The organism is Bifidobacterium catenulatum subsp. kashiwanohense JCM 15439 = DSM 21854, from assembly GCF_001042615.1.
Lineage (GTDB): Bacteria > Actinomycetota > Actinomycetes > Actinomycetales > Bifidobacteriaceae > Bifidobacterium > Bifidobacterium catenulatum.
On the sequence record NZ_AP012327.1, the window covers coordinates 215462 to 231314 of the forward strand.

General features: G+C 59.1%; 10 protein-coding genes and 1 other RNA gene. 7 read left to right on the top strand and 4 right to left on the bottom strand.

Going from position 1 to position 15853, the window contains the following annotated elements; all coding sequences use genetic code 11:
• Window positions 1-91: 91 nt before the first annotated feature.
• Window positions 92-2479 (bottom strand): transglycosylase domain-containing protein, encoded by a 2388-nt coding sequence (locus BBKW_RS00820; RefSeq protein ID WP_033500684.1) that lies wholly within the window; start codon window positions 2477-2479, stop codon window positions 92-94.
• Window positions 2480-2715: 236 nt separating this feature from the next.
• Here BBKW_RS00820 and BBKW_RS00825 point away from each other — a divergent pair, with 236 nt between their 5' ends.
• The gene (locus tag BBKW_RS00825; RefSeq protein ID WP_033500685.1) at window positions 2716-3858 is read left to right on the top strand and encodes an inositol-3-phosphate synthase; all 1143 of its coding nucleotides are present in this window, start codon (window positions 2716-2718) and stop codon (window positions 3856-3858) included.
• An 87-nt stretch (window positions 3859-3945) separates the two neighbouring features.
• Here the strand turns inward: BBKW_RS00825 and glf are convergent, their stop codons facing one another.
• Window positions 3946-5124: a UDP-galactopyranose mutase gene (glf, locus tag BBKW_RS00830; protein ID WP_033500686.1), complete on the bottom strand. Its 1179-nt coding sequence runs from the start codon at window positions 5122-5124 to the stop codon at window positions 3946-3948.
• Between the two features lie 199 nt (window positions 5125-5323).
• Here glf and ffs point away from each other — a divergent pair.
• The 5 genes from ffs to BBKW_RS00850 all read left to right on the top strand — a co-directional run bounded on the left by ffs (window position 5324) and on the right by BBKW_RS00850 (window position 11886).
• An RNA gene (ffs, locus tag BBKW_RS09940) (signal recognition particle sRNA small type) lies at window positions 5324-5420 on the top strand.
• A gap of 53 nt (window positions 5421-5473) precedes the next feature.
• Window positions 5474-6712: a phosphatase PAP2 family protein gene (locus BBKW_RS00835; RefSeq protein ID WP_033500799.1), complete on the top strand. Its 1239-nt coding sequence runs from the start codon at window positions 5474-5476 to the stop codon at window positions 6710-6712.
• Window positions 6713-6837: 125 nt separating this feature from the next.
• Complete coding sequence (gene topA / locus BBKW_RS00840) at window positions 6838-9918, top strand: type I DNA topoisomerase (RefSeq protein WP_033500687.1); 3081 nt, start codon at window positions 6838-6840, stop codon at window positions 9916-9918.
• Window positions 9919-10081: 163 nt separating this feature from the next.
• Window positions 10082-10735 (top strand): dTMP kinase, encoded by a 654-nt coding sequence (gene tmk / locus BBKW_RS00845; protein ID WP_033500800.1) that lies wholly within the window; start codon window positions 10082-10084, stop codon window positions 10733-10735.
• On the top strand, window positions 10732-11886 hold the full coding sequence (locus BBKW_RS00850; protein ID WP_033500688.1) for a DNA polymerase III subunit delta': 1155 nt from the start codon (window positions 10732-10734) through the stop codon (window positions 11884-11886). Before tmk ends, BBKW_RS00850 begins: the two co-directional genes overlap by 4 nt.
• Before the next feature lie 395 nt (window positions 11887-12281).
• Here the strand turns inward: BBKW_RS00850 and BBKW_RS00855 are convergent, their stop codons facing one another.
• Both BBKW_RS00855 and BBKW_RS00860 read right to left on the bottom strand, forming a co-directional pair.
• Window positions 12282-13319, bottom strand: coding sequence for a LacI family DNA-binding transcriptional regulator (locus BBKW_RS00855; protein WP_048349484.1), 1038 nt, complete (start codon window positions 13317-13319; stop codon window positions 12282-12284).
• 230 nt (window positions 13320-13549) lie between these two features.
• Window positions 13550-13810 (bottom strand): HPr family phosphocarrier protein, encoded by a 261-nt coding sequence (locus BBKW_RS00860; protein WP_003836316.1) that lies wholly within the window; start codon window positions 13808-13810, stop codon window positions 13550-13552.
• A 326-nt stretch (window positions 13811-14136) separates the two neighbouring features.
• On the opposite strand from BBKW_RS00860, the gene ptsP reads away from it, so the two are divergent.
• The gene (gene ptsP, locus BBKW_RS00865) at window positions 14137-15786 is read left to right on the top strand and encodes a phosphoenolpyruvate--protein phosphotransferase (RefSeq protein ID WP_033500689.1); all 1650 of its coding nucleotides are present in this window, start codon (window positions 14137-14139) and stop codon (window positions 15784-15786) included.
• The last annotated feature ends 67 nt before the right edge of the window (window positions 15787-15853 follow it).

The window sequence follows — 15853 nt, forward strand, 5'->3', positions numbered from 1 at the left end:
CGTCACAGGCCCTTTGTGTTTTGATTTTTGTTTTCCTATTCTTTTTCGTGTGATTCCGCCAACAGCGACCGAATTTGCTTGCAGACGTCGGTTATTGGGCTCCGTTCGGCTGGTTTCCGCCGTCGTTGCCGTCGGTTCCACTGTTGCCGTCGCTGCCGCTGTTGCCGCTGTTGCCGCTGTTGCCACTGTTGCCACTGTTGCCACTGTTGCCACTGTTGCCACTGTTGCCACTGTTGCCACTGTTGCCACTGTTGACGCCGGTTCCGCTGTTGCCGTCGCTACCGCCGGTCCCGCTGGTCCCACCGTTGTTGGAATTGTTTCCGTCTCCGCTGCCGCTGCTGTTCTGATCGCTGTTCTGCGTCGGATCAGGCGTGGTCTGCTCGGTGTTTTCTTCGACCTTCGGCACTTCCTGGCTCTGCCGTGTTTGGGTCTTCTGCGCGCCGGTGCCCCACGTGCCGTCCGGGCCGCCGATCTTGCCGTTGTCGGTCGGCTCGGTGAAGGTCAGCACCTCCTGATTCTGCAGGGCGAGCGACATGAACTCCTCAAACAGATGCGACGGGTAGCCGGTGGAGGAAACGCCATAGCCTGCGAACGGTGGCACTTCCTGCGCGCTGCCGTCTTCCGCAGGATTCCAAATGGCCCACACATTGAGCAGCTGCGGCGTGTAGCCTACGAACGAAGCCGCCTTCTCGTCGTTCGCGGTACCGGACTTGCCGGCCACCTGGCGTCCGAGACGTGCCGAAACGCCTGCAGCGGTGCCGTACGTGGTGGTGCCCTGCATGGCCTTCTGCACCAAGTGGCAATCGTTCGCCTCGAACACCTGCTGGTTCTCCTGCGCCGTCCTGTACAGTTCCTTCGAATCATCGGACATGAGCACCTTGTCAACGATGTGCAACGTGTTCTTCACGCCATCGTTGGCAATGGTGGAGTGGCCCTGAGCCAGATCCCATACGGTAATGCCGTTAATGCCCAAAATGTTGTAGGTGGTGTCTTCGGCAATGTCTCCCTCAATGCCCGCCTGATGCGCGATCTTGGCGAGATTCGCGGCGCCGAGATGCTTGTTGACATCCATGAACACGGTGTTCACCGAATTCGCGGTCGCCTGATAGAGGTTGATATACCCCCAGTTGGTGTTAAGTGCGTTCGGCACCTGCGCGGTGGTTCCCGGAGTCGTCTCAAACGTCAGGCCGGAATTACCGTTGAACAACGTGTTGAAATTCACACCCTCCTGAGCGGCTCCCAGCAAACCGAACGGCTTCATCGTGGAGCCCGGCTCGAACGTGGCCTGAGTGACGTTGTTGAGCTGCTTGGTGAGGTAATCGTTGCCCGCATACATGGCCTTGACGGAACCGGTTTTCTGATCGACCGCAATGCCGCCCACCTGAATGCTATCCGGCATGCCTTCCGGCCGGGTGTCGCCGACCTGTTGGATTTCGTCCTGCATGCCCTTGTCAAGCGTGGTGACAATCTTGTAGCCGCCGGTTTCCAAATCATCGGCGGTGAACGCCTTGGAATTGACCAGTTCATTCTTCACCGTGGTCAGCAGATACCCGTTGGCGCCCGACATCTGGTTGTTCTGCTGGATTTCCGCCACGGCGGGGAACTGTGCTTCCTTCTTTTCCTTGGCGGTGATGTAGCCATCTTCCCTCATGATGTTGAGCACGCGGTCGTATCGCTTTTCAGCCTGCTCAGGGTTGACGGCTGGATCCCATGAGCTCGGCGCAGGAATGATACCGGCCAGCATAGCGGATTCCGACAAGGTCAGATCACTGGCGTTCTTGTTGAAATACGCCTTCGCCGCCGCCTGGATACCATACGCGCCGCGACCAAGGTAAATCGTGTTCATGTAATTGCACAGCACCTGGCTTTTATCTTGCGCCTGTGCGATCTTGATGGCCAGGAACGCTTCCCTGAGCTTGCCGGAATACGACGTGGTTTCGCCCAGATAATATCGTTCCGCATACTGCTGAGTGATGGTCGAACCACCTTGCCTGCTGCCGGTGGTCAAGTTCGTATACAGCGCTCGCGCGATGCCATACAGGTCGATGCCCTTGTTGGTGTAGAAGGATCGGTCTTCCGATGCGACGATCGCGTTGCTCACGTAATCAGGCAGTACCGCGCAGTCGATGATTTCGCGGTTTTGCTCCGCGTAGCTGCCGATTTCCGTAGTGCCGTCGGCATAGTAGACGGTTGTTTTTTCGGCGAGGGCGAACTTCTCCGGTTCGGGGATTTCCGTGGTGATATACATGTAAGCGAACAGGCCGATTCCTGCCGCGAGCAGCGCCGCGAAGATGCCGAGTACCCACTTCAGTACGAGATGCTTGCGCTTGTTCTGCTTTTTCTTAGGTCCGTTGGCGCGGTGCGATCCGTGGTTCTGCGGCTTGGGCGCGCTATGGGATGCGTTGCTGCGATTGCTGCTGGCGCCACCGTTGTGGGCGCTTCTTGAGCGTGAGCTTACGCTTCGTGTGTGTGAAACCATAGGTCCCACCGTAGCTGATTGACTTGAGAAATCAGGTGAAAATGGGGTGCGTTTGCCTTGGCGGGGGCATTTTTTGCGCAGCTCTTTTACAAATCGACAGTTTGCAGGACGTTGCCTCAATATCGGCTGATTTTCAGGGTTTTGTCAGTTTTTCAGGTGCCTTTTCGCTGTTTCGCAGGTATGCTTGAGAATTGGTACCTGTAACGCATACACATATACAGAGGAGTCGTTTACAGATGAGCATTCGTGTGGCTATCGCCGGCGTTGGCAATTGCGCTTCGTCGCTGGTGCAGGGCGTTGAATACTACAAAGACACGAAGGACGAGGATAAGATTCCCGGTCTGATGCACAACAATTTCGGCGGATACCGCGTGCGTGACATTGAATTCGTCACCGCGTTCGACGTGGATGCGCTGAAGGTCGGTAAGGACTTGTCCGAAGCCATCGAGGCGTCGCAGAACAACACGATCAAGTTTGCCGACGTGCCGAACCTAGGCGTTGAGGTGCTGCGCGGTCCGACCAACGATGGCTTGGGCGAATACTACCGTCAGATGATCGACGAGTCCGACGCCGAGCCGGTCGACGTGGCCCAGGTGCTGCGTGACAAGAAGGTCGACGTGCTTGTTTCCTACCTGCCGGTCGGTTCCGAGCAGGCCGACAAGGCGTACGCCCAGGCCGCCATGGACGCCGGCTGCGCGTTCGTGAACTGCCTGCCGGTGTTCATCGCCTCCGATCCGGAATGGGCGCAGAAGTTCCGTGACGCCGGTGTGCCGATCGTCGGTGACGACATCAAGTCCCAGGTTGGCGCCACGATCACGCACCGCGTGCTCGCCCGCCTGTTCGAAGACCGTGGCGTGCGCCTGGACCGCACGTACCAGCTCAATGTGGGCGGCAACATGGACTTCATGAACATGCTGCAGCGTTCGCGCCTGGAATCCAAGAAGATTTCCAAGACTCGCGCCGTCACTTCCGTGGTGCCGCACGATATGGACCCGCACAATGTGCATATCGGCCCGTCAGATTACGTGGCATGGCTTGACGACCGCAAGTTCGCGTTCGTGCGTCTTGAGGGCACCACGTTCGGTGATGTGCCGCTGAGCTTGGAATACAAGCTGCAGGTGTGGGATTCCCCGAATTCCGCCGGTATTGTGATTGACGCCGTGCGTGCCGCCAAGATTGCGCTCGATCGCCATCTGGCCGGTCCGATTCTGGCTCCGAGCTCCTACTTCATGAAGTCGCCGGCCGTCCAGCACGAGGATGGTGAGGCGCGCCGCTTGGTGGAGGAGTTCATCAAGGGTAGCGTTGAGGGCAGCGAAGAGCAGCTTGACGCCGATGTCGCCGCCGCCAAGGCAGCTGGTAAGGATGTGTGGCGTGCCTGATTTTTGGTTCGCCTGATATGAGGAATCCCCAATCTACCGTCGGTGGATTGGGGATTTTTAATTACGATTTGGAAACGATGCGTATTGTCACTTCTTGAGAAGGGGTTCGACCTGTTCCTCGTACGCGGTCAACGCGGTGTCGATCACGTTGTGCATGTCGTAGTACTTGTACGTGCCCAGACGGCCGCCGAACACGGTGAGCGGCTCGGCCTTCGCGAGCTCCTCGTACCTCGCGTACAGCGCCTTGTCGGCCTCGGTGTTGATCGGATAGTACGGTTCGTCGCCGCGCTCGGCGAAACGGCTGTACTCCTCCCACACCACCGTTCTGTCCGGATTCTGCGAATCCCTGCGCTCCGGATTGAAGTTCTTGAACTCGATCGCGCGCGTGTACGGCACGTCCGCGTCGGAGAAGTTCATCACCGGGCAGCCGAAATGGTCGCCCTCGTCGTAACGCACCTCCCTGAAGTCGACCGTGCGCCACTTGAGCTCGCCCAGCGAGTAGTCGAAGTAGCGGTCCACCGGGCCCGTGTACACCACCGGCACGCCGGCCGCGGCCAAAGCCTTCCTGTTGAACGGCTGCGAGGCGTCGAAGAAGTCGGTCTCCAGGGTCACGTGGATGCGCGGATCGTCGATCATGCGCTCCATCCACGCGGTGTAGCCGTCCGTGGGCAGGCCCTCCCACGTGTCCCTGAAATAGCGGTTGTCGTAGTTGAAGCGCACCGGCAGGCGGTTGATGATGCCCGCGGGCAGGTCCTTCGGGTCGGTCTGCCACTGCTTGCCCGTGTAGTTCTTGATGAACGCCTCGTACAGGGGACGGCCGATCAGCGAGATGCCCTTGTCGTTGAGGTTCTCCGGATCCTTGCCGGCCAGCTCGCCGGCCTGCTCGGCCACGAGCGCCTTGGCCTCGGCGGGCGTGTAGTGGGCATGGAAGAACTGGTTGATGGTGCCCAGGTTGATCGGCAGGGGGTAGACCTCGCCGTCGTGCGTGGCGTACACGCGGTGCACGTAGTCGGTGAACGAGGTGAACCTGTTCACGTAGTCCCACACGCGCCTGTTGGACGTGTGGAACAGGTGGGCGCCGTACTTGTGGATCTCCGCGCCGGTCTCCTCGTCCATGTAGCTGTACGCGTTGCCGCCGATGTGGTCACGCACGTCGATGATCTCGACCCTCGCGCCCAGATGCTCCACGGCCTGCTGGGCCACGGTCAGGCCGAACAGGCCCGCGCCCACGACCACCAGATCGGGATACTCCACCGATTCAGTCATAAGAACAACCTTCCGAACTCAAACAAACACACAATATTCGTGTGCGATTCCTCATCAAGCATACCCGTCCATCCTCCTTAACATGGGGTGCAGCATTTTTGACGTTCGATTTTTTCGTATGGCGAGGCCTGCATGGCGACCTATGGCATGGCCTACGTGGGTTTCCGGCGCGGTTCGGTCCGGGCATGGTGTACACTGGTCTTTGCCTCCGCGTGGCGGTACGTCACCCAACTCCCCCAGGGCAGGAATGCAGCAAGGGTAAGTGGCCTCTTCCGGGTGCGTGGAGGTTTTCTTATATCTTCTTGCCATTCCTGCATACCGTAGAGCCGATGTCGTATTCTCAATGATTATGACCGACGAATTCAAGCCAATCATCCGAGACCCGCATAAGTCCGCGAATATGTTGGAGCAGCCGGTCGCGCCCGTTCCTGCACCGCAGCCGCCATCGTCGCAGACAGCTTCCCAACAATCATCGCCGCAGTCCGCGCCGATTCCCGCGCAACCCGCGTCGGATCAACAATCCTCGCAGTCTTGGCAAAAACTGGAATTTTCCGACACTGCGCAGGTTGCATCAGCCGCACCGGTCTCGCCGATTGCGCAAGCCGGCCAAGTCGATCCGATCGAACAGGTGCTTTCCCCACGTGAAGTGAACGCAGGACTCGCCAAAGTCGATCCGCTGACCCGTCGCCCGCGCGTATCGAGCATCGTGCTCAGCGTGGCGTTCGGTCTGCTGCTGCTTGCCGCCGCAGCGGGCGTCTGGTGGTTGGGCGTGCGCACGATGGAAGGCCAAAGCTATGAGGATATGGTCTGGTCGAAATTCGACGCGGCCCTGCCGGGATGGCTGGAACCGGTCGTACATGTCTTCACCATTTCCACCGTTGTAGTCGCAACAAGCGTGATTATGTCGATAATCGCCCTCGTCGTGCTCATCGTAAGAAAACGATGGCTGTTGATCGCGCAACTGGCGGTTTTCGGCGGAATCTGCTTTGCCGCGGCGGAGTTGCTGAAGCCGCTGCTGCCACGTCCGTACCTGATTAATCTGGAATCAAATCCCAATAATTCCGCGCCTTCCGGGCATGTCATACTCGCTGCGACGGCGGGGGCGATCCTGTTGTGCGCCGTGCCTCGCATGTGCCGTGCATTGGTTGCGGTGATTGGTTGGGCGTACGCGGTGCTTGTCGGATTGTCTGTGATCGCGGGGCAGTGGCACCGCCCGACTGACGTGATCATGGCACTGCTGATCGTCGGCGGAGTGGGCATGCTCATGCTCGCCGCAACGTTTGCGAACGGTATGGATGAGCCCGGATCGCGTGCGTCGTCGCCTTCCGTGCAGATTGTCGGCAGCGTGTTGCTGACGTTCGGCGTGCTTGGAACCCTGTATGGCGCGTACATTATTTGGCAGATTCAGCCGGGACTTGCGATGAGTGCGGAATGGACGAATTCCGGTGCGCATCTTTCCACGGTGATTTTGACTGCTTCCATCGCGTCGCTGACGTTCGGCCTGGTGTTGGCTATGCGTCAGCTGACCGCCTCGCCACTGACGAAACTTGGGCTGGTGGGGGCTCCTCCGGCACCGCCGAAACGCTGACGTCCATACCTGCGAGTGCACCGAAAATTTCCGGCACCGGTCGCTCGCGCCACACGGACGGTTTGCCAACTGCATACGGTCAGTGAGTATTATTGCGTTGCAAACGCTAGTAATAAGGAGTGGCTATGGCTACCGGCAGCAAGCTCGTGATTGTGGAGTCTCCCACCAAGGCCAAGAAAATCGGTGGGTATTTGGGCTCCGAATATACGGTGATGGCCTCGGTCGGCCATATTCGAGATCTTGCGCAGCCGAGCCAGGTGCCGGCCGCCGACAAAATCAAATTCGGCAAGTTCGGCGTTGACGTGGAAGACGGATTCAAGCCGTACTACATCGTCGACGGCAACAAGAAGAAAACCGTGTCCGAGCTGAAAAGCGCGTTGAAAAAAGCCGACACCCTGTACCTCGCAACCGATGAGGATCGCGAGGGAGAGGCCATCGCCTGGCATCTGGTACAGACGCTCAAGCCGAAAGTGCCGGTTAAGCGCATGGTGTTCCACGAAATCACGAAGGAAGCCATCAAAGCGTCGCTTGACAATACTCGCGACGTTGACGACGACATGGTCGACGCCCAGGAAACCCGCCGTATTCTGGACCGCCTGTACGGCTATGAGCTTTCTCCGGTGCTGTGGCGCAAGGTTGGGCCGGGTCTTTCCGCGGGCCGTGTGCAGTCCGTCGCCACGCGTTTGATCGTGGAGCGCGAGCGCGAGCGTATGGCGTTCGTGCGTGCCCCGTATTGGGATGTCACCGCAACGTTGGAGGCGCCGGATGCCGATGGCAATAATGTTGCGTTCGAGTCTCGTATGGTGTCGTTGGGTGGCCGTCGTTTAGCTGGTTCCAAGGATTTCGGCGCCGATGGCAAGCTGACTGCGGCCGGTGCGAAGGATCAGGTCGTGCAGTTGGACGAGGCGCAGGCTTCCGCGATTGCGCAGGCATTGGAATTTGCAACGTTTACTGTCGCGTCGATGGAAACCAAGCCGTACCGTCGCCGTCCGGTTCCACCGTTTACCACGTCCACCTTGCAGCAGACCGCCGGCAATCGTCTCGGCATGAGCTCGCGTCAGACCATGCGTGCTGCGCAAGGATTGTACGAAAACGGCTATATCACCTACATGCGTACCGATTCGGTGACGCTGTCGCAGGAAGCGATCGCAGCCGCACGCGAAGCGGTCGTCAAGCATTTCGGCGAAAACTATCTGTCGGACGCGCCGAAACAATATGCCACAAAAACCGCGGGCGCGCAGGAAGCCCACGAATGCATCAGGCCGGCGGGTGCGAAATTCCGCGATCCTGCGGAAATCGCAAGCAAAGTGCCGGCCGACCAGCTCAAGCTGTACACGCTGATCTGGCAGCGCACGCTTGCCTGCCAGATGGCAGACGCAACCGGTTCCACGGCGACCGTGCGACTGTCTGCACCGACCGAATCGAATGGGGAAGCCATGTTCCAGGCTTCCGGCACTGTCATCGAATTCCCCGGCTTTATGAAGGCGACCGGTGAAGGCCGCCGCGCATCCGCCGAATCGAAGAAGGGCGATGCTGCTGGAAGCGTTGAACAGGCTGCGCAATCCGGTAAATCCAGCAAAGCGGATAAGAAGTCGGATGACAATGTGTCGCTTCCGCCGATGAATCCGGGCGATGCGCTCGCCGCGGTGGCGGTTGGTGCCGACGGACACGAAACTCAGCCTCCGGCGCGTTACACCGAAGCGTCGCTCGTGAAAACGTTGGAACAGAAGGAAATCGGCCGCCCGTCCACGTATGCGAGCATTATTTCCACGATCATCGATCGCGGGTACGTGTATGAGCGCGGTCGTGCGTTGATTCCGTCGTGGCTCGCGTTCTCCGTGGTCAAATTGCTGGAAACGAAGTTCCCGCGGTATGTGGATTACGAGTTCACTGCCGATATGGAAAGCGGTCTTGACCAGATCGCGAGCGGTCAGGAGACCGGCAGGAATTGGCTGACCCGCTTCTATTTCGGTTCCGGTGAGGGTGCCGCGCAGTCTGCGGACGAGGCGCATGCCGGTTTGCAGCAGCAGGTCGCGCAGTTGGGTGAAATCGACGCTCGCGAGATCAATACGATTGAGATTGGCGACGGTTTGCATGTGCGCGTCGGTCGATATGGCCCGTATTTGGAGGATATGAACCATCTGGATGATGAGGGCAATCCGAAGCGTGCCTCGCTGCCGGATACGCTTGCTCCGGATGAGCTGACGGTGGAAGTCGGTCATGATTTGATCGAGAACCATTCCGGCGGTCCGCGCGCTCTTGGCGTCGATCCGGTTTCCGGAGGCACCGTTGAAGTGCGTAATGGTCGTTTCGGGCCGTATGTTGCGCTGGTGATGCCTTCTGCCGATGCCGGCGATGCTGGTGATGCTGCCGGTGGCGCTAGTGAGAAGCCGAAGCGCGGCAAGGGTGCGAAGAAAGCCGCTGCCGATCGCCCGAAGATGGCGTCGTTGTTCAAAACGATGAGTCCGGAATCGTTGACGTTGGATGATGCGTTGCGTCTGCTGAGCTTGCCGCGTGAAGTCGGTTCGTATGAAGAGGTGGATGCGCAGACCGGTGAAGTGCAGACGGTTACCGTGCAGGCCAATAATGGTCGTTACGGTCCGTATTTGACGAAAACCGGTGCCGATGGCAAGTCGGATACGCGTTCGCTTGCTTCGGAAGATGAGATTTTCACGGTTGATGTGGATAAGGCGAAGGAACTGTTCGCCCAGCCGAAGTATGGCCGTGGGCGTGGCCGTGGTGCTGCGAAGCCGCCGCTGCGCGAATTGGGCGTCGATCCGGAAACGCAGAAGCAGGTGACCATCAAGGAAGGCTTCTACGGCGCGTATATCACCGATGGTGAGACGAATCGTACGTTGCCGAAGCAGTATGCTCCTGAGTCGATCGAACCGGCCGAGGCGTTCCGTTTGCTGGCTGAGAAGCGTGCGCAGGGCCCGTCGAAAAGGCGTGGACGTAAGACCGCCGCCGGCAAGGGCGGGGCTAAGAAGGCTGGTGCTGCCAAGGCTTCTAAGACTTCCAAGGCGGCTTCCGTCGATAAGGCTCGTGCCGATCGCCGTGCCAAGGTGCGCGAGTTGGCCGATAAGGGTTGGGCCAACACCCGTATCGCCAAGGAGATCGGTTCCACGCCGACCACGGTGAAGGCCGATGTGGAATGGCTTGCCGCCAACGAAGGCTACACCCGTCCCGCCGTAGTTCCCGCCCGGTGATGAATATGCAAGGCATATTCATCTCCTTTGACGTACAGTCCAGTGGACTGTACTTGGCAGCGAGTAGCGATAGCTGATGAGCGTCGCATGAGAGATGCCGGTGGACTGTTCGTAGCAGTGAGCAGCGGTAGCGTTGCGAACGCCGCAATGTAGAGTGATGAATATGCAAGGCATATTCATCTCCTTCGAAGGTGTAGACGGCGTCGGCAAAACCACGCAGGTTGAACGGTTGCGTGCGTACGTTGAGGCGCAGGGGCGCGAATGCGTGGTCACGCGCGAGCCAGGCGGTACTGTGCTTGGCGTGGCGATTCGCGAGTTGCTGCTTGGCGGCGTGGAAGGTTCCGATGCGGATATCGCTCCGCGTGCGGAGGCGCTGCTGTTCGCCGCTGACCGTGCCCAGCATGTTGCCGAGGTGATTCGTCCTGCACTGGAACGCGGTGCCGTGGTAATTACCGATCGGTACCTTGATTCTTCTCTTGCATACCAGGCTGGCGGCCGCGAATTGACGGCAGGTGAAATCCGCGACTTGAGCATGTGGGCGACGTGCGGTCTGCTGCCGAATCGTACGTATCTGCTGGATCTTGACCCTGCGCAATCGCATGCGCGCCTGCAGCATGATGAAGATCGTATGGAATCCGCGGGAGACGATTTCCAACGTCGTACACGGCAGGCGTTTCTTGACTTGGCAAAGGCGGAATCGCAACGCTTCCGCGTGATTGATGCCGGCCAATCCATCGATGAAGTATGGGCGCATATTCAGTCTGATTTTGCGCAAATCAGTCAAATGAAAACTTTCCAATCGGAGGCCGCCCAGTGAGCGTGTGGGATTCGATCGTCGGCCAGCAGCAGGTTGTCGAACAACTCAAAGCCATCGCAAGTGGCGATCCGAAAGCCATTGCGCAATCCTGGCTGATTTGCGGCCCTCCCGGATCGGGCCGTTCCAATGTGGCGCGCGCGTTCGCGGCGGCGTTGGAGAGCCCCGATCATGGTCTTGGCGACGAGCCGACCAAAGCCGCGCAGCAGGTGCTTGCCGGCACTCACCCCGACGTGACCGTGCTGGCCACCAACAAAGTGACCATCGGCATCGACGAGGTGCGAAACATCATCACTACGTCCGAGCAGATGCCAAGCACTGCGCCGTGGCGCATCATCATTATCGAAGATGTCGATCGCATGCTGGAACGCACCACCAACGTGCTGCTCAAGGAGATTGAGGAGCCGAGCGGGCATACGATTTGGCTCTTGTGTGCGCCGAGTGCGCAGGACGTGTTGCCGACGATTCGCTCGCGCACTCGCATCGTCAATCTTGCCGTGCCCTCCACGCAGGCGGTGGCTGCATTTCTGGAGCAAAATGGCGGATTCGAGCCGAAAATCGCGGCGCGTGCCGCACGTCTTGCGGAAGGGCATATCGGCATTGCGCGCTTGTATGCGGAGAATGAGCAGGTGATGTCTGACCGCGACGAGCTGATTGTGGGCGTGCTTGGATTGCGTCGCGCGTCGGATGCGGTGCTGCTTGCCGGCAATCTTATCGACAATGCGAAGGCGCAGGCCGAAGCGGAGGTGAAGGTCAAAGCGGCAGAGGCGGAAGCTGATTTTCGCAGAGTCAATGGGCTTGGGGCGAAGGATCGTATTCCTCCGAAGCTGCGTGGCGCATACAATGCGATTGCCAAAAAAGACGAGCTGAAGCGTCAGACTACGCGACTTACACGTGATGTGCTCGACCGTGCGTTGAACTCGATTGCCAGTATTTACCGTGATGTGGCTGTGCTGCAGAACAATGCCGAGGATTCGGTGGGGCTGATCAATTTGGAGAATCGTTCGTCGATCACCGAACTGTCGGTGCGGCTTACGCGTGGGGGAGCGGTGCGGCGGCTGGAGGATATTGCCGTTGCACGTCGCCGCCTGGCCGGCAATGGCAATCCCATACTGGTCTTCGAAGCCCTCTTCTGCTCCCTCATCGCCAGCTAAGGCTAGCGGCGTTGGAGCATACTGTTTTCCGGCGGGCAGTTTTTCCAGTTGCTGGAGGTATCTTCCCGCTGATTGGCCTTTTAGGGTCCGGTTTTCTCCACTCACTGGGGGAATTGCCCCGCTAAGAGGCTTCTGATCGTCCTAAAACCTCCAGTTACTGGAACAATCTTCCCGCTGGCAGGGCTTTTAGGGTCTTGATTCTTCCAGTCGCTGGAATAATCTTCTCGCTGACGGGTTTTGTTGAGTCCGGATTCCTCCACTGACCGGGGAATCTTCCCGCTGGCAGGTCTTCTGGCGTCCGTATTCCTCCAGTGAGTGGAAGAAATGGTTGTTCGGCTGATGATTCTGGCTTGCTATCGTGCGATAACTGCCGGCAAAATTGCAAAAAATGCGATTCAGCGCTGGTAGTTGGTGGATTCGCGCACGATCAGTTGCGGTGCAAGTGAGATATGCGCGGGGCTGTCAGGGCCGTCGTTGAGTAGGCGTAGCGCTTCGGGGACGATTTGTTTGAACGGTGGGCGCACGCTGGTCAGCGGCGGCATGGTGGTGCGCGCGATTGGTGAATCGTTGTAGCCGACCACCAGCACATCTTCAGGCACGCGAAGCCCAAGCGAATGCAACGCCACCATCACGCCGAACGCGATCGCATCGTCGGCACACACCACGGCCTCCGGTTGCACGAGCGGCTCGGAAAACAGTCGCATGGCGCAGTCGAATCCGCGCTGCACGCTACGGTCTCCGAACTTATTCCATTCGGTTTCGGTGGCAAGATGGTGCGCTCGCATCTGAGTGTGGAACATGGTGAACAGTTCCGCCGATTCGAAGGAGATTTCCTTGCCGGCCATGTATGCCACGGATGCTATGCCACGTTCGGCCAAATGCCCGATCACGATTTCCATGGCTGCGTTTTCGTCGACGCTCACCATGGATGTGCGGAACGAGCATTGGCGTCCACCCACCTGCACGATCGGCAGTGTGGAGGCGTAATGTTCAAGCTCTGCGGAAAGGTAGGCCTCCCAGGCGGGCAGCACGATCAGACCGTCAACATGGCGGTCTACCAACGACTCGATGCGTTGAATCTGCGTGGCCTGATCGCCGCCGATGCCCAGCAGCAGTTGCTGCGAATCCACGTCGATGACGGGTTCGATTTCGTCAAGCAGCTGCGCGCAGAACGGGTCGTTGGCGGTCGGAATCACCAGGCCGATGGTGTTGGTGACGGTGCTGCGCAACGCGCTCGCCGCATAATTGACCGAATAGTTGAGGTGTGCCGCGGCCGCTCGCACGCGGCGTGCGATGTCGTCGTTTTTGGTGCGTTTGCCGGAGAGGACGCGGGAGACGGTGGCGATGGAGACGTTGGCTAGCGCTGCGACGTTCGTAATCGAACTGTTCGCCGAAGTTGCCGAAGCCGAAGCGTTGTCGGTTGTACGTGCCATGCTCTCCTCACCACAAATATTCGAAATGCTCGAAAAACTCGGATTATTCGAATTACTGCCGTATCTCAATCGCGTATTCAAGAATAAAACAGCCACCCGTCGAAAGCGGCAGGTGGCTGGAAGCAAGTATCGCAATCATGCATGTTGCATTGCGATTTCATAATTGCGATGCAATAACTGAAGATTGTTGAATATCGTGCGAAATTCTGAAATCTTCAGCAAAAGGAAGATCACTCGGCGTTGACGAGGATGTTCAGCAGGTTGTCTGCCACGGTTTCGTCATCGGCGCCCTGCACGTCGATGACCACGGAATCGCCCTGCTTGATGCCCAGGCCCATGACGGACAGGATGGAGTTAGCCGGAACCGGGTTGCCGCCTTCCTTGGCGATGGTGACGGTGCAGCCGGAGGCGGTGACGGCCTGGGTGAACTGTGCGGCCGGACGGGCGTGGATGCCGACGGGATCGTTGATGACGGTGGTGCGGGTTGCCATGATGGACACTCCTTTGAGTCGTGTGTTGATTTTTGGTTGTGTTATTTGAAAGTCGTGCTGCTTGCCGAGCGAAATGCCTCGGTGCGCCGCTAATAATTACTATAGCACCTTTTTCACGAAACGCAGAAAACGTTTACCGGTTGTGTGTTGCGGCTTAAAGTGTGTATACTGTGTGCAGGCTGAAAATGATTTACCGGCAAAGACGGTGGGAATCATGCAGTAACTCGACGCGCAAAGCAAGCGCGGAAATCACAACAACAAACGTTCGGTTCGCGTTCCTTTCGCGGGCAAACAACAAAACAAGGAAACAGGTCAAAGGAGTTCACATGATTATCAAAGGTGTTGGCATTGGTCGCGGTGTTGCAGTCGGCCCGGTCATCCGTATGGCGCAGCCACTGCCGGAACCGTCGGACGCTCCGCGTGCGGAAGGCATTGCTGCCGAAAGCGAAATCGCCCGCGTTGAAAAGTCCCTCGCACTGGTGAACGCCGACCTGAACCGTCGTGCCGAAGAGGCCGCCAATGGTGACGAAGGTGCCAAGCAGGCCGCTCCGATTCTGCAGGCCATCTCCATGTTCGCTTCCGATCCGTCGCTGGCTGAATCCATCAAGGGTCTGATTCAGCAGGGTAAGACCGCCGAACGTGCGGTGCTCGAAGGCTTCGCCGCAGTGGAAGACATGTTCCGTGCCATCGGTGGCTATCAGGCTGAGCGTGCCGCCGATCTGCACGATGTCGGACAGCGCGTGATCGCCGACCTTATGGGCGCTCCCGCTCCGGGCTTGCCGCAGAGCGAAACCCCGTTCGTGCTCGTCGCCGAAGATCTTTCCCCCGCTGATACCGCGGCGCTCGACATGAGCAAGACCCTCGCCATCGTCACCTCGCAGGGCGGCCCGACCTCGCACACCGCTATTCTGGCGCGCGCTCGTGGCATTGTGGCGGTTGTTTCCGCAGCTGAAGCCGAAACCCTGACCGACGGCACTACCGTGGTCGTGAACGCGGCCAAGGGTGAACTTGTCGTTGACCCGACCGAAGAGGAGATCGCCGCAGCCGAAGCCGCCAAGTCCCGCGCGGCCGCAGCCAAGGAACTGCGCGGCAATCCGGGCTCCACCAAGGACGGCCACCTCATTCCGCTGCTCGCCAACGTGGGCAAGCCGGCCGACGCAGCTAAGGCGCTGGAATATGGCGCTGAAGGCGTTGGTCTGTTCCGTACTGAATTCCTGTTCATCGGCAACTCCGAGCCGCCGACCGTCGAAGAGCAGACCCGCGCTTACACCGAGCTGTTGAGCCAGTTCCCGGGCAAGAAGGTCGTGATTCGTATGCTCGATGCCGGCGCTGACAAGCCGCTGCCGTTCCTCACTCCGGAAGACGAGCCGAATCCGGCTCTCGGCCTGCGCGGTCTGCGCACCCTGCGCGCCCACATGGACGTGCTCGAAGGCCAGCTCAAGGCGCTCGCCGCAGCCGATGCCGCCACCGACGCGAACCTGTGGGTCATGGCCCCGATGGTTGCCGACCAGCATGAGGCTGACTATTTCGTGAAGCTTGGCAAGAGCTTCGGTCTGAAGTTCGTGGGTGCGATGGCTGAAGTGCCGTCGATCGCGCTTATGGCCGATAAGGTGGCCGACGTGGCCGACTTCGTGTCGATCGGCACCAACGATCTGACCCAGTACACGCTGGCCGCCGACCGTACGCTCGGTTCCGTTGCCAACTATCAGACCGCCTGGCATCCGGCGGTGCTGCGTGCCATCAAGATGATCTGCGACGCGGGCAACGCCAAGGGCATGCCGGTGGGCGTGTGCGGCGAGGCCGCTGCCGATCCGGACTTGGCCGTAGTGCTGGCCGGTCTTGGCGTGAACTCCCTGTCCATGACTCCGGTGGCACTCGACGACGTGCGTGCCTCCCTTGCCGAAGTCACCTTCGAAGAGGCTCAGGCCCGTGCCGAAGCCGCCCTTAACGGCGACTTCTACCACCCGGCCAACTGAGCCGTACTAGCTGTGCCTATCGCCTGTAACGCCTTGTTTTTCAAGCGATGTGAGGTCTGATAGGCCC

Coding starts and splice junctions, on each gene's coding strand:
- BBKW_RS00855 (WP_048349484.1), bottom strand. CDS start 13,319: ATGGCACGTACAACCGACAACGCTTCGGCTTCGGCAACTTCGGCGAAC.
- BBKW_RS00835 (WP_033500799.1), top strand. CDS start 5,474: ATGACCGACGAATTCAAGCCAATCATCCGAGACCCGCATAAGTCCGCG.
- topA (WP_033500687.1), top strand. CDS start 6,838: ATGGCTACCGGCAGCAAGCTCGTGATTGTGGAGTCTCCCACCAAGGCC.
- tmk (WP_033500800.1), top strand. CDS start 10,082: ATGCAAGGCATATTCATCTCCTTCGAAGGTGTAGACGGCGTCGGCAAA.
- BBKW_RS00825 (WP_033500685.1), top strand. CDS start 2,716: ATGAGCATTCGTGTGGCTATCGCCGGCGTTGGCAATTGCGCTTCGTCG.
- ptsP (WP_033500689.1), top strand. CDS start 14,137: ATGATTATCAAAGGTGTTGGCATTGGTCGCGGTGTTGCAGTCGGCCCG.
- glf (WP_033500686.1), bottom strand. CDS start 5,124: ATGACTGAATCGGTGGAGTATCCCGATCTGGTGGTCGTGGGCGCGGGC.
- BBKW_RS00860 (WP_003836316.1), bottom strand. CDS start 13,810: ATGGCAACCCGCACCACCGTCATCAACGATCCCGTCGGCATCCACGCC.
- BBKW_RS00820 (WP_033500684.1), bottom strand. CDS start 2,479: ATGGTTTCACACACACGAAGCGTAAGCTCACGCTCAAGAAGCGCCCAC.